Raw genomic sequence first — 17885 nt, forward strand, 5'->3', positions numbered from 1 at the left:
GGTCTGGCTGGTCAGTGCTCTTCCTCGACCGACAGGCTGATGTAGACAGCCGTGAGGACGACGAAGATGTAGGCCTGCAGCGCTCCGACGAACATCTCGAAGAGCGTCATCGCGAAGCCGGCCACGAAGGTCAGGGCGCCGAACGACTTCATGAGCCCGTCGGCGTCGAAGAGGAAGTACTGGGTCGCCGAGAAGCAGAGCACCAGCATGAGGTGGCCGGCCACCATGTTCGCCATGAGTCGGATCGCCAGGGTGGCGGGCCGGATCACGAACACGGTGAGGAACTCGATCGGCGTCAGCAGGACGTACATGAACCACGGCACGCCCGGGGGGAACAGGCTCGCCTTGAGGAAGCCGCCGACGCCGTGCGCCCGCACGCCCGCGGACAGGTACCGCACGTAGGCCCACGCGGCCAGCAGGATCGGCAGCCCGATCAGTGCCGTGCCGGCCATGTTCAGACCGGGCACGACGCTCGTGAGGTTGAACGCCAGGATGGCGAAGAACATCGTCGTCAGCAGCGCGGTGTGCTCACGCGCCCGCTCCTTGCCGAGGATCTGCTCGGCCACCTGGACCCGGACGAAGTCCAGACCCATCTCGACGACGTTCTGGAACCGGCCCGGGACCAGCTTGGCGCGACGTGCCGCGATCACGAAGACGAGCACGATCGCCACCGCCGCGATGATGCGGATCAGCTGGATGCGGTTGAACTCGAAGATCGTGCCCTCGAAGAGCACCGGCGGCGGGAAGAAGTCCGCGATCGACGGCGCGTGGAAGCCGCTGCCACCCTCGTCGGACGCGAGCAGCTGGACGGTCACGAGGCTGGACAGAGCGTGCTCCTGGTGGTCGTGGCGCCGGGTGCCGGGCTTCCTCGCGGGCACACCGTCGGCGCCTGGCCGTCATGGATGGAGGAAGCCTAACCCATCGCAGAGGGTGCCTTGACCCGGCTCCGGCGGCCGGGATCCGTGTGTGCTACAGGGTTCCTGGACGGTCGTCCGAGGGGTCCGCGGCGGCCGGCTCGACGTACGGCACGTGGGCGCGGGTGACCGCGCGGTAGTCGAGGTAGGCGGACCCGAGGACGCCCACCAGCAGCACCGCGGCGAGCACCGGCTTGGAGTAGAAGTCCAGGTCCTTGATGACGGCCAGGACGACGATCACGACCAGCACCTTGGCGAGCCACGTCCCCATCACGACGGCGGCCATGACCTGCGGCGTGGACCGCACCGTGCGCAGCATCGCGACCACGGTGGTCCCGGAGAAGACGAGCGCCAGGCCGATCCCGATGAGCGCGCCCCACACGCCCTCCGTCCCGTCGACCAGGTACCCGACCGGGACCCCGACCACCGTCAGCGCGCCCAGCAGCAGGAGCATCGAGCGCAGCGCGGTGCGGAAGACCTGCTCGGAGGTCGTGTCGTGGCGCGGCGCGGGGGCCGTCGCGTCCTGCGGCCCGCTGGGCTCCCCGGGCTGGGTCGCGGGGTCCGGCTTCGGCGTCTCGTCGGTCATCTGCTCACTCACGTCGTGGTCGGTCGGGCGGAACGGCCGCGCAGGGGGCCCAGGGTCAGCAGCACCGCGACGACGATCCCGCCGGCGAACAGCCAGAGCACCGTCGTCGAGGAGAACACCACCAGCGCCCCGACGCCGAACGCGAACAGCGCGGTCCAGACGTACATGATGGCGACCGCGCGGCGGTGGCTGTGGCCGAGCGCGAGCAGCCGGTGGTGCAGGTGCATGCGGTCGGGGTGGAACGGGGACTTCCCCTGCAGCACGCGGCGCACGATCGCCAGCCCCATGTCGAGCAGGGGCAGGATCAGCACCGCGAACGGCAGGAGCATCGGCAGGAAGGCCGGGAAGGACTGGCGCACGGAGACCTGCTCGGGGTCGATCTGGCCCGTGACCACGATCGCCGCGGCGGACAGGACGAAGCCCAGCAGCATCGCGCCCGAGTCACCCATGAAGATCCGCGCCGGGTAGAAGTTGTGCGGCAGGAAGCCGACGCAGGCGCCGACCAGCGCGGCCACGACGAGCGTCGAGAGGCTCGCGTAGTCGCCCGACGTCGCGCGCGTGAGCAGGTACGAGTAGAGGAAGAACGCCGCTCCCCCGATGGCGAGCACGCCCGCCGCGAGCCCGTCCAGCCCGTCGACGAAGTTCACCGCGTTCATCGCGATCACGACCGTGAGGATCGTCAGGAACGTCCACATCCGGGTCGAGCTCACGGTCACGCCGCCGATCGGCAGCTGGTAGAGCTGCACGCCCTGCCACGCGAGGAAGCCCGCGGCGAGGACCTGCCCCATCAGCTTGGTCAGCCAGTCGAGGTCCCAGATGTCGTCCGCGACGCCGAGCAGGCAGACCATGCCCGCACCGCCGACGATCCCGACGAGCGCCTTCGGGTTGTCGTACACACCCTCGAGGAACGGCAGCCGGCTCGCCATCGTGATCGCGACCAGGATCCCGAGGAACATCGCCATGCCCCCGAGCCGCGGCGTCGGGATCGCGTGCACGTCACGGTCGCGCACCGCCGTGATCGCCCCCCACCGCAGGGCGCACCAGCGCGCCAGCGGCGTCATCAGGTAGGCGACGGCCGCGGCGAGCACCCCGACCAGCAGGTAGACCCTCACCCGGTGGGACCCCCCGGCGCGTCGTCGTGGGTGTGCTCGTCGTCCGCGTCCGCACCGGCCGGCTCGTCGCCGGTGCCCGCACCCGTGCCGGCGTCGTCGGCCGGGAACGCGCCGTCGACGCCGCGGACGGGCGCGACCGCGTTGAGCTCCTCGAGCGAGATCGCCCCCTCCCGGACCACGCGCAGCGGGCCGGTCGCGTCGACGATGGTCGAGGCGACCTGCCCGGGCGCGTCCCCCGCGTCGAGGTAGACGCGCACGCGGTCGCCGAGCATGCGGTAGGCGTCCGCCGCGGTCACGGCGGCGGGCTGCCCGGTCCGGTTGGCGCTCGAGACGGCCATCGGGCCGGTGCGCTTGAGCAGGGCCCGGGCCGTCGCGTGGTCCGGTACCCGCAGCGCGACGGTCCCGTGGGTCTCCCCCAGGTCCCAGGCGAGCGACGGCTGCGCCCGCACGATGAGCGTCAGGCCGCCGGGCCAGAACGCCTCGGCGAGCAGCCGCGCGTGCGGCGGCACGTCGGTCGCCAGGCCGTCGAGCGTGCGGACGTCCGCGATCAGCACGGGCGGCGGCATCTGCCGGCCGCGGCCCTTCGCGTCGAGCAGCTCCTGCACCGCGACGGGCGAGAAGGCGTCGGCCCCGATGCCGTAGACGGTGTCGGTGGGGAGGACCACGAGGCCGCCGTTGGCGACCACGTCGACCGCCTCGTCCAGCGCCGGTCCCCAGGTCGCCGGGTCGTGGGCGGGCTTGGTGCGCGCGTTCACGGCTGGGAGTCTTCCACGTCGCGCCGTGCGTTCCGACGCGCCACGAGCATGCGAGGGCGTCCGGTGAGGTCCGGCAGCGTCGCGACCTGCGCGAACGCCCCTGAGGAGGTCGCCACCTCGCGGACCGCGGCGTCCTGCACCTCCGCGTGCTCCATCACGACGAGACCGCCCGGGGCCAGCAGCCGCGCCGCCGCCGCGAGCACCGCGCGCGGCACGTCGAGCCCGTCCGCGCCGCCGCCGTACAACGCCAGGTCGGGGTCGTGGTCGCGGACCTCGGGCTCGCGCGGCACCGCGTCCGGCGGCACGTACGGCGGGTTGGAGACCAGCACGTCCACCTGTCCGACGAGCTCGGCGAGCAGCGCCGGGTCGCGCACGTCCCCCTGCTCGACGCGCAGGCGCAGCGTGCCGACGGCGCCGCTGTTGTGCCGCGTGAGCCCGACGGCCTCGGGCGACAGGTCCACGGCGACCACCCGGGCCTCGGCCACCTCGGTGTCGACCGCGAGCGCGATCGCGCCGGTCCCGCAGCACAGGTCGACGACGAGCGGGCTGCGCCCGGTCGCGGCGACGCGCCGCGCCTCGTCGATCGCCGCCTGCGCGACCACCTCGGTCTCCGGCCGCGGCACGAACACGCCGGGCTCGACGCGCAGCGTCAGGTACCGGAACACGGTGTGGCCGACGATGTGCTGCAGCGGCTCACGCCCCCGGCGCCGCTCCACCAGCTCGGCGAACTCCTCGACGAACCCCGCGGGCGCCGGGTCCGGCGCGAGGACGAGCTCGAGGCGCGGCAGCCCGAGGGCGTACGCCGCGAGCGCCACGGCGTCCACCCGGGGGGAGGGCACGCCGGCCTGGTCGAGCACCCGCACGGCGCCCTCGACGAGCGCCCGGACGCCCGGGACCCGCTCGTCCGCGGAGGTCACGCGCCCGCCTCGGCCAGCCGGGCGGCCTCGTCTGCCTCGATCGCCGAGGTGACGACCGGCCCCAGGTCGCCCGCGAGCACGGCGTCGAGGTTGTAGGCCTTGTAGCCGGTGCGGTGGTCCGCGATGCGGTTCTCCGGGAAGTTGTAGGTGCGGATGCGCTCCGAGCGGTCGACCGTGCGGACCTGGCTGCGCCGAGCCGCGCTCGCGGCCGCCGCGGCCTCCTCCTGGCGCGCGGCGAGCAGCCGCGCGCGCAGGACGCGCATCGCCTGCTCGCGGTTCTGCAGCTGCGACTTCTCGTTCTGCATCGAGACCACGATGCCCGTGGGGACGTGGGTGATGCGGACCGCGGAGTCCGTCGTGTTGACGGACTGCCCGCCGGGACCCGACGAGCGGTAGACGTCGATCCGCAGGTCGTTCGGGTCGATCTCGACCTCGCCCTCGTCGTCCGCCTCGGGGAAGACGAGGACGCCCGCCGCCGACGTGTGGATGCGGCCCGCGGACTCGGTGACCGGGACGCGCTGCACGCGGTGCACGCCGCCCTCGTACTTGAGGTGCGCCCACACGCCGTCCTCCGGCGCGACCGTGCCGCGCGACTTCACCGCGAGCTGCACGTCCTTGTACCCGCCGAGGTCCGACGGCGTCGACTCCAGCACCTGCGTGGACCAGCCCATGCGCTCGGCGTACCGCGTGTACATCCGCAGCAGGTCGCCGGCGAACAGCGCGGACTCCTCCCCGCCCTCCCCGGCCTTGACCTCGAGGATCACGTCGCGCGCGTCGTCCGGGTCCCGCGGGATGAGGACCGAGCGGAGTCGGCCCGCCGCGTCCTCGGCGGCCGCCCGGAGGCCCGGCAGCTCGGCCGCGAACGCCTCGTCCTGGGTCGCGAGCTCGGCGGCGGCCGCGGCGTCGTCGGACGCGGCCCGCCAGGCGCGGTACGCCTGCGCGACGCGCCCCAGCTCCGCGTACCGGCGCCCCAGCTGGCGCGCCCGCGCCGGGTCGGCGTGCACCGACGGGTCGGCGAGCTGCGCCTCGATCTGCGCGTGCTCGGCGAGCAGCGGCTCGGCGGCGGCGAACTGCTCGCTCACGTCGGCTCCCTGGTGGTGCTGGGTGACCCGCGCACCGACGGACCGGAGAACGCGGGAACGACGCAGCGCCGGTGCCCTCGCGGACACTGCCATGGAGGGCAGTCGTCCGCGCCGGGCACCGGCGCTGCGGAGGTGCTAGTTGCCGGCCTTCTTGCCGTAGCGCGCCTCGAAGCGGGCCACGCGACCACCGGTGTCGAGGATCTTCTGCTTGCCCGTGTAGAACGGGTGGCACGCGCTGCAGACGTCGGCGTGGATCTTGCCGTCCGTCACGGTCGAGCGCGTCACGAAGGTGTTGCCGCAGGTGCACGTGACCTCGGTGACCACGTACTCCGGGTGGATGTCAGACTTCACGGAACTCTCCTTGGTGGGATGTCTCCGGGTCCCGACGCGGATGCGCGCGGGTGAACCGCAGACCAGCGAACCATTGTGCCAGAACACCCCCGCGCGGCCGAATCTTCCCGGGGCTACCGCGGCGCGAGCGCGGCGGCGACCGCGCACCCGCGCCGCACCCACGCCAGCAGCGCGGCGTCGTCCAGGCCCGCGAGGTCGGCCAGCACCCAGCCGCGCATGGCGGAGCCGCGCATCACCACCGGCTGCACGCCGTCCCGGGCGAGCAGCGTCGCGCGCTCGTCGGGTGGGACGCGCACCATCAGCCCGCCGCTGCGGCCGCTCACCGCCACCGCCATCGACCCGTCGAGCAGGAAAGCCACCCCGCCGAACATGCGGCGCTCCGCGAGCCGGGCGGTCACCGGCGCAGCCCTCGTCGTGCTGGTCGTCGTGCTGCTGGTCGTCGTGCTGCTCGTCGTGCTGCTCGTCGAGTCCGGCTCCGCCACGACCGCGCGGACCGCCTCCCGGACGCGCGCCACCGTCGCCTCGTCGACCACGGCCCTCTTCTCGACCACCGCCTTCTTCTCGACCACCGCTCTCCCCTCGACCACGGGTACCCCCAGCCGCCGCGGGCGCGGGCCGCCCCGACGGGGCCCGACCACCCGCGCACGACCGTAGCCTCAGACCCCGACAGCGCGACATGCCGGCGACGAGCCGGCGACGGGCCCGCGACGAGACCGCTACGAGACCGCTACGAGACCAGGCGCCCGGCACGCCGCCTAGCATGGGGAGCCCTCTCGTCCCCTGCCCTGGAGCTGCCGTGCCCCGCACGCTCGTCGTCACCAACGACTTCCCGACGCGACAGGGCGGCATCGAGGCCTTCGTCGCCGCGCTGTGCGACCGGTTCCCGCCCGACGAGGTCGTCGTGTACACCGCGAGCATGCCGGGCGACGCCGCGTACGACGCCGCGCTGCCCTACCCGGTGCTCCGGGACCGCGCGTCGACGCTGCTGCCCACGCCGCGCGTGCGGCGGGCGGTCGTCGCGGCCCTCCACGAGCACGGGTGCGACCGCGTGCTGTTCGGGGCGTCGGCGCCGCTCGGTCTCCTGGCGCCCGCGCTGCGGGAGGCCGGTGCGCGCAGGGTCGTGGCCATCACGCACGGCCACGAGGTGTGGTGGGCGCGCGTGCCCGGGACGCGGCAGGCGCTGCGGCGGATCGGCGACTCGGTCGACGCCCTCACGTACATCTCCGGCTGGTGCCGGGACCAGATCGCGCGTGCGCTGTCGCCGCGCGGGCGCGCGCACCAGCAGCGCCTGGCGCCCGGCGTCGACTCGGAGCGGTTCACGCCCGGCTGCGGCGGCGGCCGCGTGCGCGCCGAGCGCGGCATCGGGGACGCGCCGCTCGTCGTGTGCGCCGCGCGCCTGGTCCCGCGCAAGGGGCAGGACACGCTCATCGCCGCGTGGCCCGCGGTGCTGCGCGCCGTGCCGGACGCGCGCCTGCTCGTCGTCGGGGACGGGCCGTACCGCGAGCGGCTGGACCAGCAGGTGGCGAAGCTCGGGCTCGGCGCGTCCGTCACGTTCACCGGGCCCGTGCCCTGGGCCGAGATCCCGCCGTACTTCGACGCCGCCGACGTGTTCGCGATGCCGTCGCGCACCCGGCTGCTGGGGCTCGAGCCGGAGGGTCTCGGGATCGTGTACCTGGAGGCCGCGTCGTGCGGCAAGCCGGTGGTCGTCGGGCGCTCGGGCGGCGCACCGGACGCGGTGGTCGACGGGGTGACGGGGTACCTGGTGGACCCGCGGTCGCCCGCGGACGTCGCCGCGCGCCTGGTCGAGCTGCTGACCGACCGGGAGACCGCGCGCCGCATGGGCGAGGCGGGGCGCGAGCGGGCGCGCGCGGACTGGCAGTGGGACGCGGTCGCCCGCACCTGCCGCGGTTACCTCGGCTACCCGGAGGCCTGACGCCGGGCGGACGTGTCGGTGCCACCGCGCACACTGGGGGCACCCACCGGACGCCCCAGGAGGTCGGCATGACGGACGACGAGGTCCTCGACGAGCGAGCGGTCCTGCGCCGCTACCTGCAGGCCGCGCGCGACACCCTCGTCTGGAAGCTGGAGGGGCTCGACGAGCGGCAGGCGCGCTGGCCGCACACCCCGACCGGGACCAACCTGCTCGGGCTCGTGAAGCACGCCGCGGGGGTCGAGGCCGACTACTTCGGCGTGACGTTCGGCCGCCCGTGGCCGGGCCCGCCGATGCCGTGGACCGACGAGTCCGCGCCGCCCAACACCGACATGTGGGCGACGACCGAGGAGACGACGGCCGGGATCGTCGCGCTGTACCGGAGCGTCTGGGCGTTCGCCGACGAGCTGATCGCCACCGCCCCGCTGGACACGCGCGGCCGCGTGCCGTGGTGGCCCGAGGAGCGGGCGACCGTCACCCTGCGCCAGGTGGTCGTGCACACGACGTACGACCTGTCGCGGCACGCCGGGCACGCGGACATCCTGCGCGAGCTCACCGACGGCGCCGCCGGGTTGCGCGCCGACGTCTCCAACCTGCCGGACCAGTCGGCGCAGGACTGGGCGGACTACGTGACGCGGCTGCGGGGCGTCGCGGAGTCGTTCCCGCCGGGGACCTGACCGGCGGACGTGACCGGCCGGCGACGACGAGACCCCGGCACCCGCGCGAGCGGGCACCGGGGTCGTCGGACGGGTCACGCCGAGGCGGCAGCCTGGAGGTCGTCGACGAACGTCGCGTTGTCCTCGAGCCACGCGCGGGCCGACGCGTCGGGGTCGGCGCCCTCGTCCTCGTTGAACATGAGGTTCTCGAGCGAGAACAGCTGCTCGTCGGTGAGGGTGAAGGCGTCGATCCACGACGCGAGCGTCGGGTAGTCCGCGGTGAAGTCGGTCCGGCCGACGGTGTGGATCTCCTCGGCGGTGCCCATGGCACCCTCCGGGTCCTCCAGGTCGCGGATCGGGTACTCGTCGTAGGCCCAGTGCGGGCGCCAGAGCGTCACGACGACGTCCTCGCCGGCGTCCGTGGCGCCCTTGAGCTCCGCCAGCATCGCGGGCGTCGAGGAGATGACGAAGTCCATGTCCTCGAGCCCGTACGCCGGGATGGCCTCGTCCTGCGTGATCCGGGTCAGGCCGGCACCGGACTCGATCCCGACGATCCGGTCGCCGAACGCGTCCGCGTGCGCGGCGAGCTCGTCGAGCGACGTGATCGGGGCGTCCTCGTTCACCGCGATCGTCAGCTTGGCGTCGTCGTACCAGACACCGAGCTGCTCGAGGTCGTCGCCGTACTTCTCGAGGTAGTCCGCGTGGGTCGAGGGCAGCCACATGTCGAAGTTCACGTCGTAGTCGCCGCCCGCGAGCCCGGCGTACACCAGGCCCGCCTCGGCCTCGCCGGTCTCGACGTCGTACCCCTCGTCCTCCAGCATCACCTTGAACAGGTGGGACACGGCGATGCCCTCGTCCCACCCGGAGTGGATGCCGATCGAGACCGTGCTCAGGTCCCCGTTCTCGAGCCGGTCGCCCGCGGCCTGCGTGCCGCCGTCCGACGACGGGTCGCCGTCACCGGCGCACGCGGTGAGCCCGAGCGTGAGCCCGAGTGCGGCCACCCCGGCCGCGATCTGACGCTTGCGAGTGCGAAGTCGCATCATGTCCTTCCGTGCGGTCCCGGCCCGGATGCCGGAGACCTGGTGGGGGTCGTGGTCAGGCCGTCGCCGTGGCAAGGGCCCGGGAGACCTTCGACCGGCCGCCGAGAGCGGCGGTGACGCGGTCGAGGTACATCGCGAGGATGACGACGGAGATGCCGGCCTCGAAGCCGAGCGAGACGTCGACGCGCTGCAGCGAGGACACGACGTCGCGGCCGAGGCCGGCGGCGCCGACCATGCCGGAGATGACCACCATCGACAGCGCGAGCATGATCACCTGGTTGACGCCGGCCATGATCGTGGGCATCGCGAGGGGCAGCTGGATCTGGCGCAGGATGCGTCCCTCGCCCGAGCCGAACGCGTGACCGGCCTCGACCACCTCGTGGTCGACCTGCCGGATGCCGAGCTCGGTGAACCGGACGCCGGGCGCCATGGCGAAGATGACGGTCGCGACGAGGCCGGGCACCACGCCGACGTGGAAGATCACGACGGTCGGGATGAGGTAGACGAACGCCGGCATCGTCTGCATGAAGTCGAGCACCGGCCGCAGGACGCGCGACACGTGGTCGTTGCGCGCCGCCCAGATGCCGAGCGGGACGGCGAGGACGATCGCGACCAGGCTCGCGAGCACCACGAGCGCGAGCGTGGACATCGCGTTGTCCCACTGGTCCACGGCCCCGATCACGAGGAAGCCGACCGCGGAGCCCGCCGCGAGCCGCCAGCCCTTGACCAGGAACGCGATGCCGACGAGCACGAGGGCGACCAGCCAGAACGGCGGTCCGCCGAGCACCGTCTCGAGGCCGTCGTAGGCGGCCTCGAGCACGGTGCGCACCTGGTCGAACAGGCCGCGGAAGGTGGCGGTGACCCAGTCGACGCCCTGCTCGACCCAGTCGCCGAGCGGCACGCGCGGCGCACCCTCCACCGTGGCCAGGATCGCCGCGTTCATCGCGCCACCTCCGTCGCGGTCCGGACGTCCTGCACGGGTGTCTCGCCCGTCGTCGTCGGCGGGACCATCGCCTCCAGCAGCGTCACCCGCGGGATCACGCCGACCAGGCGGCCGGCGGCGTCGGTGACTGGCAGCGGGAGCGCCGTCTCGGCGGCCGGCGCGAAGACCTCGGACAGCGGCGTGTCGACGCCGATCGCCGGCACGGTCGCGTCGAGCAGCCCCTCGAGGGACTCGGTCCCGCGCCGGACCGCCTCGACCGCGTCGGCGTCACGGACGACGCCGCGCAGGACGCGCGCCCGGTCGACGACGTACGCGGCCGCCGCCTGCTGCTCCCGCATGGTCCGCAGCGCGAGCCGCGGGCCGCCCGTGACCGGCACCACCGAGGCGGGACGCTGCATGACGGAGCCCGCCGTCAGCACGCGGGTGCGGTCGACGTCGGCGACGAACTGCGCCACGTAGTCGTTCGCGGGCTCGGACAGGATCTCCTCGCTGGTGCCGACCTGCACCACGCGGCCGTCGCGCATCACCGCGATGCGGTCGCCGAGGTACATCGCCTCGTTGAGGTCGTGGGTGATGAACACGATCGTCTTGCCCAGCGTCTGCTGGAGCTCGAGCAGCTGGTCCTGCATCTCGCGGCGGATCAGCGGGTCGAGCGCGGAGAACGCCTCGTCCATGAGCAGCACGTCCGTGTCGGCCGCGAGCGCGCGGGCCAGGCCCACACGCTGGCGCATCCCGCCGGACAGCTGCGAGGGCAGGTGGTCCGCCCACTGGTTCAGCCCGACGAGCTCGAGGGCCTCCCCCGCGCGGCGACGTCGCTCGGCGCGCTCGACGCCCTGGATCTCCAGGGGGTAGGCGGCGTTGTCGATGACGGAGAGGTGCGGCAGCAGCGCGAAGTGCTGGAACACCATGCTCACGCGGCGCCGGCGGAGCTCGCGCAGCTGCGCGCCGGTGACCGTCGTGAGGTCGGCGTCGCCGAGCACGACGCTGCCCGCGGTCGGCCGCCACAACCCGTTCAGCATGCGGATCAGGGTCGACTTGCCGGAGCCCGACAGGCCCATGACGACGAACGTCTCGCCCGAGCGCACCTCGAAGGTGGCGTCGATGACCGCCGCGGTGCCCCAGGGGCGCACCTCGTCGCGGGTCGCGCCCTGCTGCAGCCGACGCACCGCCTCGTTCGGCCGCCGGCCGAACACCTTGAACACGCCCTCGGCGCGCAGTCCTGTCACGTCCACCCTCGTCCGTCGGTGGCGTCCGGGCACGGCCCAGCAGCCGTGCCGCGGGTCGCGGCACGGCCGGGCTGAGGGCTCGGAACGCGCAGACCGGTCGCACGCATCGGACCCGGGGGCCCGGCGCGACGTCTCCCGCAGCGGGCACGCTCGCACCCGCCCCACCAGGCAGGCACGAGGCCCACCGGCACAGGGACGCCCTGATCGACCGGTCGTCGATCTGGTCGTTGACCACCCTGCCCCGGGATCGCGTCTCGGCCAAACCCGCGCCGTCCGGATCCTCCCGGTTCCGCGGGCCGTCCGGCGTCGCCACATCCGCTCTGACCTGCGTCTTTACCCGATCTTGATCGTTACCCCTTCGTGACCTCGCCCGTCGCTCCGGGAGCGTGCGCGCTCGTCGGCCCGGGCCAGAGAGTGACCGACCTCACCGCGGACGAGACGAGGACGAGACCGCTGCGCAGACGCACGACGGCCCCGGTCCCACCGGGACCGGGGCCGTCGTCGCGGGGTCAGACGTGCTTGCCGGCGTTCTCGTCCGCGAACGTGTTGCCGGGAGTCGTCTTCTGCACCTGGAGCAGGAACTCGACGTTGGACTTCGTGTCCCGGAGCTTCCCGATGAGCAGCTCGATCGCCTGCTGCTGGTCGAGCGCGCCCATGACGCGACGGAGCTTGTAGATGATCTTCAGCTCGTCGTTCGACATGAGGATCTCCTCACGCCGGGTGCCGGAGGCGTTGACGTCGACCGCCGGGAAGATGCGCTTGTCCGCGAGGGAGCGGGACAGCCGCAGCTCCATGTTCCCGGTGCCCTTGAACTCCTCGAAGATGACCTCGTCCATCTTGGAGCCGGTCTCGACGAGCGCGGAGGCGAGGATCGTGAGCGACCCGCCGTTCTCGATGTTGCGCGCCGCCCCGAAGAACTTCTTCGGGGGGTAGAGCGCCGAGGCGTCGACACCACCGGACAGGATGCGGCCCGACGCGGGCGCCGCCAGGTTGTAGGCGCGGGACAGGCGCGTCAGCGAGTCCAGCAGCACCACCACGTCCTGGCCGAGCTCGACCAGCCGCTTGGCGCGCTCGATCGCGAGCTCGGCGACGATCGTGTGGTCGGAGGCGGGGCGGTCGAAGGTCGAGGCGATGACCTCGCCCTTGACCGTCCGCTCCATGTCCGTGACCTCCTCGGGGCGCTCGTCGACGAGCACGACCATGAGGTGGACCTCGGGGTTGTTCGTGGTGATCGCGTTGGCGATCTGCTGCATGATGATCGTCTTGCCCGCCTTGGGCGGCGCGACGATCAGGCCGCGCTGGCCCTTGCCGATGGGCGCCACGATGTCGATCACGCGGGGCGTGAGCCGCGTCGCCTCCGCGTTCTCGAGGCGCAGCCGCTCCTGCGGGTACAGCGGCGTGAGCTTGCTGAACTCCGGACGCTCGCGCGCCTCCTCGGGTGGCAGGCCGTTGACGGTGTCGAGGCGCACCAGCGCGTTGAACTTGTTCGGCCGGTTGCCCTGCGGCTGCTGGGCGAGCTCGCCCTCACGCGGCTGGCGCACCGCGCCCGTGATCGCGTCACCACGGCGGAGCCCGCTCTTCTTGACCTGGCCGAGCGAGACGTAGACGTCGTTCGGCCCGGGCAGGTAGCCGGTCGTGCGCACGAAGGCGTAGCTCTCGAGCACGTCGAGGATGCCGGCGACGGGCAGCAGCACGTCGTCGTCCGCGACCTCGATCTCGTCGAGGCCCGCCAGGTCCGGCGCACCCGGGCGGCCCCGGCCGCGCTTGCGGTCCCGGTCACGGTCGCGGTACCGGTCGCGCGACCGACGGCGCCGACCGCCGCGCTCGTCGTCCTCCCCCGCCTGCTGCTGGCCGTCCTGCTGCCGTGCGGCGTCGGGCTGGCGCTGCGGGTTCGCCTCCTGGCGCTGACCCTCCTGCCGCTCGCCGCCCTGGCGCTGACCGTCCTGACGCTGACCGTCCTGCCGCTCGCCGCCCTGGCGCTGGCCGTCCTGGCGCGGCGCGCGCTGCCCGTCCTCCGGGGCACCCGTCGCGCGGCCCGCGCGACGCGAGCGGCGCTCGGTGCCGGCCTCGGTCACGTCGCCGACCGCCTCGGCCGCACGCGCGGCCCGGTCGTCCCGCTCGTTCCGGGCGGCGTTCCGGTCCGTGCCCCGGTCCGTGCCGCGGTCCGGGTCCGCCGGCGCGAGGCGCTTGTCGAGCGCGGCCTCGAGGCCGGCCAGGGCGTCGCTCGCGGGCTGCTCGGCGCGCACGGGGCGGCGGGCGCCGCGCGTCCGGGCACGCGTCTCGCCGGCGGGCTGCTCGGACGACTGCTCGGACGGCTGCTCGGTCGTGGCGGCAGCCGGTGCGGCCTGCTCGGCGACCGGGGCGACCGCCTGCTCGCGGCGGGCGTCGAGCGCGCGGGTGCGGGAACCGCCCCGGGCGGCGTTGATCGCCTCGACCAGGTCGCCCTTGCGCATCTTCGACGTCCCCTTGACGCCGAGCTGCGCGGCCATCGCCTGCAGCTCGGGCAGTCGCAGCGCCGCGATGGAACCGCCGGAGGAGCTCACGGCGGTCTGGATGGTGTCTGTCACGAAGGACCCTTCCCCCTCGTCAGGGGCCGTTCCCGGCGGTGCCGGGTCACGACCGTCGTCCGGCGGGGACAGGTCCCCGGGACGGTGCTGGAGCCCCACGCGCGCATACGACGACGTCGGCGACGCGTTCAGGCTGGGGTGTCCCCCGACGTCGACTCGCCTGGGGCGCGGCCACACGATCACGATCGGGTGGGATCACACACGTTGGTCCACGGTGCCGACGACACGGCGTGGGATCTCACAGCGGCGCGCGACCCGGAATTGGTCCGGGGAACGCGTCGATGCTACCACTGTCGACCTGCGGGCCTGGACGGATGACCCTGGTCGACGGGCATCACCCGATCGGGCGTCCGCCCGCGTCGACCTGCACACCCGCGGCGTCGACGGGGAGCGCGCGGATGGTCCACCCGCCCAGCACCCCGCCGAACGCCTCGGCGATCGCCGCGTCCGCATCGGTGCGCGCGCCGCCCGGACCCGCCGCGCCCTCGTCGGGCAGCAGACGAGCGAGCGCGAGCACCGTCGGGCCCGCGCCCGAGACCACCGCGGCGACTCCGCGCGCCCGCAGCGCGTCGACCAGCGCGAGCGAGTCCGGCATCACGCGGCGGCGGTACTCCTGGTGCAGGCGGTCCTCCGTCGCGTCGAGCAGGAGCTCGGGACGGCGGCCGAGCGCCTCGACCAGCAGCGCGGCGCGGCCGGCCTGCGCCGCCGCGTCGCGGTGCGGCACCTGCTCGGGCAGCACGCCGCGCGCGGCGGTGGTGGACAGGTGCGTGGGCGGGACCATCACCACGGGGACGAGGTCCGCGTGCACCGCCAGAGCGGCCGCCCGCACCGCACCCGCGGAGCTCGTCCATGCGACCGTCGCCCCGCCGAGCACCGCGGGGGCGGCGTTGTCCGGGTGCCCCTCCATCTGCGTCGCGAGGGCGAGGACGGTCGCGTCGTCGAGCGCCTCCGGCTCGGAGATCAGCCCGCGGGCCGCCGCGATCCCCGCGACCACCGCGGCCGCCGACGAGCCCAGGCCGCGCCCGTGCGGGATCGCGTTGCGGCACTCCAGGACGAGGCCCGCCTGCGGCGCACCGACGTGGTCGAGGGCCAGCCGCACCGCCTGCACGACGAGGTGGCGCTCGTCGTCGGGCACCTGACCGGCGCCCTCGCCCGTGACGGACACCGAGACGCCCGGCGACGCCACGGCGCGCACGACGAGCTCGTCGTGCAGCCCGAGCGCGACCCCGAGCGCGTCGAAACCGGGACCGAGGTTGGCCGACGTGGCCGGCACCCGGACCCGCACCTGGTCGGCGAGCAGACGCACGGCCGGTCAGCCCAGGCCGAGGACGTCCGCGATGGACACCACGTCGGCGCTCACGCGGACCAGGTCGACGTCGCTGCCGTCCGGCCCCCGCAGCGCCCACTGGGGGTCCTTGAGCCCGTGCCCCGTGACGGTGATCGTGATGCGCGCACCGGTGGGGACGCGGCCCTCGTCGGACAGGCGCAGCAGCCCCGCGACCCCGGCCGCGGACGCGGGCTCGACGAACACGCCGACCTCGGCCGACAGCACGCGGTGCGCACGCAGGATCTCGTCATCGGTCACGGACTCGATCAGCCCGCCGGAGACGTCGCGCGCCTCGACCGCCTGCTGCCAGGAGGCGGGGTTGCCGATGCGGATGGCCGTGGCGATCGTCTCCGGCTCGTCGACGGGGTGCCCCAGGACGAGGGGCGCGGCGCCCGCGGCCTGGAAGCCCCACAGGACGGGCGTCCGCGTGGCGACCGCGCCGTGCTCGGCGCCGTCGTCCAGGCCCGCGTACTCCCGGAAGCCCTTCCAGTACGCCGTGATGTTGCCGGCGTTGCCCACGGGCAGCACGTGGATGTCCGGCGCGTCGCCCAGCGCGTCGACGATCTCGAACGCGCCGGTCTTCTGGCCCTGGATGCGGTCCGGGTTCACCGAGTTCACGAGCTCGACCGGGTAGGCCTCGGCGAGCTTGCGCGCAGCCACCAGGCAGTCGTCGAAGTTGCCGTCGACCTGCAGCAGGCGCGCGCCGTGCGCGACGGCCTGGCTGAGCTTGCCCATCGCGATCTTGCCGTCCGGCACGAGCACGGCGCAGGTCATGCCGGCCCGCGTCGCGTACGCGGCCGCCGACGCGGACGTGTTGCCGGTCGAGGCGCACACCACCACCTTGGCGCCCCGGGCGGCGGCCGCGGAGATCGCGGTCGTCATGCCGCGGTCCTTGAACGACCCCGTCGGGTTCATGCCCTCGAACTTCACGTGCACGTCCGCGCCCGTGCGCTCGCTGAGCGCGGGGGCCGCGACGAGCGGCGTGCCGCCCTCGTGGAGCGTGACCGGGTGGGTGAGCAGGTGCTCGGGCAGGCGGTCGGCGTACTCGGCGATGACGCCGCGCCACTGGTGGGCCATCAGGCTCCTTCGACTCGCAGGACGGACACGACCTCGCGCACGGCATCGAGGTCGGTGAGGGCGGTGACGGTCGCCGCGAGCGCGCTCTCCTGCGCGGCGTGCGTCGTGATGAGCAGCAGCGCGAGCGCGTCGCCGTCGCCCGCGGGGACGGGGTACGCGACCTGACGGACCGCCTCGATCGAGACACCGTGCTCCGCGAGCGCAGCCGCGACCTGGGCCAGGACGCCCGGGCGGTCCTCCACCGCGAGGCGCACCTGGAACCGCGTGCGGGCGGCCAGGGCGGGCAGCACGGGCAGCGCCGCGTACGACGACTCGACCGGTCCGCGGCCGCCGAGCACCCGGTGCCGCGCGACGGAGACCAGGTCGCCCAGCACGGCCGACGACGTCGGCGCGCCTCCCGCGCCCCGGCCGTAGAACATGAGCTCGCCCGCGGCCTCGGCCTCGACGAACACCGCGTTGAACGCGCCCCGGACGCCCGCGAGCGGGTGGTCCGACGGCACGAGCGCCGGGTGGACGCGCACCTGGATGCCCGTCACGCCGTCGTGGGCGTTGCGCTCCGCGATCGCGAGCAGCTTGATCGTGTGCCCCGTGCGCTGCGCCCATGCGACGTCGTCGGCCGTCACCGCGCTGATGCCCTCGCACGCGACGTCGTCGAGCGCGACGCGCGTGTGGAACGCGAGCGACGCGAGGATCGCGGCCTTGGCCGCCGCGTCGTGGCCCTCGACGTCCGCGGTGGGGTCCGCTTCCGCGTAGCCGAGCGTCTGCGCCTCCTTGACGGCCTGCTCGAGCTCGAGCCCGTCGGTCGCCATGCGGTCGAGCACGTAGTTCGTCGTGCCGTTGACGATGCCGAGGACGCGCTGCACCTGGTCCCCCGCGAGCGACTCGCGCACGGGGCGGACGATCGGGATGGCTCCCGCGACGGCGGCCTCGAAGTACAGGTCCACGCCCGCCGCGTCGGCCGCCGCGTACAGCGTCGGGCCGTCCTGCGCGAGCAGCGCCTTGTTGGCCGTGACCACGCTCGCGCCGCCCTCGATCGCGCGCAGGATCAGCGAGCGCGCGGGCTCGATGCCGCCCATGAGCTCGACCACGACGTCGGCGCCGGCCACGAGCGACTCGGCGTCCTGCGTCAGCAGGTCCGCGAGCGGCGTGCCCGTGACGCCCTCGCGAGGCTGCGCGACGTCCCGCACCGCGATCCCGACGAGCTCGAGCGGGGTGCCGACGCGGGACGCGAGCTCGTCCGCGTGCTCGGTCAGGCGGCGGGCGACCTGCGTGCCGACCACGCCGCAGCCCAGGATCGCGACCTTCAGGGGGGCGGGCACACGGCCTCCGGGGTTGTCTCGTGCCGAACACGTCGGGATCTCGTCGGACTGCGCACAGGATAGGGCGGCGCCGTGGCGCCCCG

Annotated in this window: 17 protein-coding genes; 2 read left to right on the forward strand and 15 right to left on the reverse strand. The window is 74.1% G+C overall.

The features are described from left to right. Positions 1–11 precede the first annotated feature (11 nt). The 8 genes from atpB to KIN34_RS16975 form a co-directional block, all read right to left on the reverse strand. Complete coding sequence (atpB, locus tag KIN34_RS00155) at positions 12–815, reverse strand: F0F1 ATP synthase subunit A (protein WP_307858007.1); 804 nt, start codon at positions 813–815, stop codon at positions 12–14. A 154-nt stretch (positions 816–969) separates the two neighbouring features. Next, complete coding sequence (locus tag KIN34_RS00160) at positions 970–1512, reverse strand: Cg1360 family ATP-synthase-associated protein (protein ID WP_307858008.1); 543 nt, start codon at positions 1510–1512, stop codon at positions 970–972. Then, positions 1509–2612, reverse strand: a complete 1104-nt coding sequence (locus KIN34_RS00165; protein WP_214345717.1) for an MraY family glycosyltransferase — start codon at positions 2610–2612, stop codon at positions 1509–1511. Before KIN34_RS00165 ends, KIN34_RS00160 begins: the two co-directional genes overlap by 4 nt. Then, positions 2609–3367: an L-threonylcarbamoyladenylate synthase gene (locus tag KIN34_RS00170; protein ID WP_214345718.1), complete on the reverse strand. Its 759-nt coding sequence runs from the start codon at positions 3365–3367 to the stop codon at positions 2609–2611. The genes KIN34_RS00165 and KIN34_RS00170 overlap by 4 nt, the downstream gene beginning before the upstream one ends. Further along, entirely contained in the window at positions 3364–4284 is a 921-nt protein-coding gene (gene prmC / locus KIN34_RS00175) for a peptide chain release factor N(5)-glutamine methyltransferase (protein ID WP_307858009.1), read from the reverse strand. The genes KIN34_RS00170 and prmC overlap by 4 nt, the downstream gene beginning before the upstream one ends. Then, positions 4281–5366, reverse strand: a complete 1086-nt coding sequence (gene prfA / locus KIN34_RS00180; protein ID WP_214345719.1) for a peptide chain release factor 1 — start codon at positions 5364–5366, stop codon at positions 4281–4283. The genes prmC and prfA overlap by 4 nt, the downstream gene beginning before the upstream one ends. 135 nt (positions 5367–5501) lie before the next feature. Then, complete coding sequence (rpmE, locus tag KIN34_RS00185) at positions 5502–5717, reverse strand: 50S ribosomal protein L31 (RefSeq protein ID WP_214345720.1); 216 nt, start codon at positions 5715–5717, stop codon at positions 5502–5504. A 113-nt stretch (positions 5718–5830) separates the two neighbouring features. Continuing rightward, positions 5831–6304: a TfoX/Sxy family protein gene (locus KIN34_RS16975; RefSeq protein WP_307858010.1), complete on the reverse strand. Its 474-nt coding sequence runs from the start codon at positions 6302–6304 to the stop codon at positions 5831–5833. A gap of 209 nt (positions 6305–6513) precedes the next feature. On the opposite strand from KIN34_RS16975, the gene KIN34_RS00195 reads away from it, so the two are divergent. Both KIN34_RS00195 and KIN34_RS00200 read left to right on the forward strand, forming a co-directional pair. Next, entirely contained in the window at positions 6514–7650 is a 1137-nt protein-coding gene (locus tag KIN34_RS00195; protein WP_214345721.1) for a glycosyltransferase family 4 protein, read from the forward strand. A 68-nt stretch (positions 7651–7718) separates the two neighbouring features. Next, positions 7719–8324, forward strand: coding sequence for a DinB family protein (locus KIN34_RS00200; protein WP_214345722.1), 606 nt, complete (start codon positions 7719–7721; stop codon positions 8322–8324). A 74-nt stretch (positions 8325–8398) separates the two neighbouring features. Here KIN34_RS00200 and KIN34_RS00205 read toward each other — a convergent pair whose 3' ends face one another. From KIN34_RS00205 to KIN34_RS00235, 7 genes are all read right to left on the reverse strand, one after another. Beyond that, positions 8399–9343 carry a glycine betaine ABC transporter substrate-binding protein gene (locus tag KIN34_RS00205; protein WP_237689012.1) on the reverse strand — a complete coding sequence of 315 codons (945 nt, stop codon included), beginning with the start codon at positions 9341–9343 and terminating at the stop codon, positions 8399–8401. A 55-nt stretch (positions 9344–9398) separates the two neighbouring features. Further along, complete coding sequence (locus KIN34_RS00210; protein ID WP_214345724.1) at positions 9399–10286, reverse strand: ABC transporter permease; 888 nt, start codon at positions 10284–10286, stop codon at positions 9399–9401. Further along, a complete protein-coding gene (locus KIN34_RS00215) occupies positions 10283–11518 on the reverse strand; it encodes a quaternary amine ABC transporter ATP-binding protein (RefSeq protein WP_372449510.1) in 1236 nt (411 codons plus the stop codon). Before KIN34_RS00215 ends, KIN34_RS00210 begins: the two co-directional genes overlap by 4 nt. 503 nt (positions 11519–12021) lie before the next feature. Beyond that, entirely contained in the window at positions 12022–14079 is a 2058-nt protein-coding gene (gene rho, locus KIN34_RS00220) for a transcription termination factor Rho (RefSeq protein WP_214345726.1), read from the reverse strand. Between the two features lie 334 nt (positions 14080–14413). Then, positions 14414–15385, reverse strand: a complete 972-nt coding sequence (gene thrB, locus KIN34_RS00225; RefSeq protein WP_214345727.1) for a homoserine kinase — start codon at positions 15383–15385, stop codon at positions 14414–14416. Positions 15386–15391: 6 nt separating this feature from the next. After that, positions 15392–16483 carry a threonine synthase gene (thrC, locus tag KIN34_RS00230; RefSeq protein WP_214345728.1) on the reverse strand — a complete coding sequence of 364 codons (1092 nt, stop codon included), beginning with the start codon at positions 16481–16483 and terminating at the stop codon, positions 15392–15394. Further along, the gene (locus KIN34_RS00235) at positions 16483–17802 is read right to left on the reverse strand and encodes a homoserine dehydrogenase (RefSeq protein ID WP_214345729.1); all 1320 of its coding nucleotides are present in this window, start codon (positions 17800–17802) and stop codon (positions 16483–16485) included. Before KIN34_RS00235 ends, thrC begins: the two co-directional genes overlap by 1 nt. Positions 17803–17885 lie beyond the last annotated feature (83 nt).

Source organism: Cellulomonas fulva (assembly GCF_018531375.1).
Taxonomy (GTDB): domain Bacteria; phylum Actinomycetota; class Actinomycetes; order Actinomycetales; family Cellulomonadaceae; genus Cellulomonas; species Cellulomonas fulva.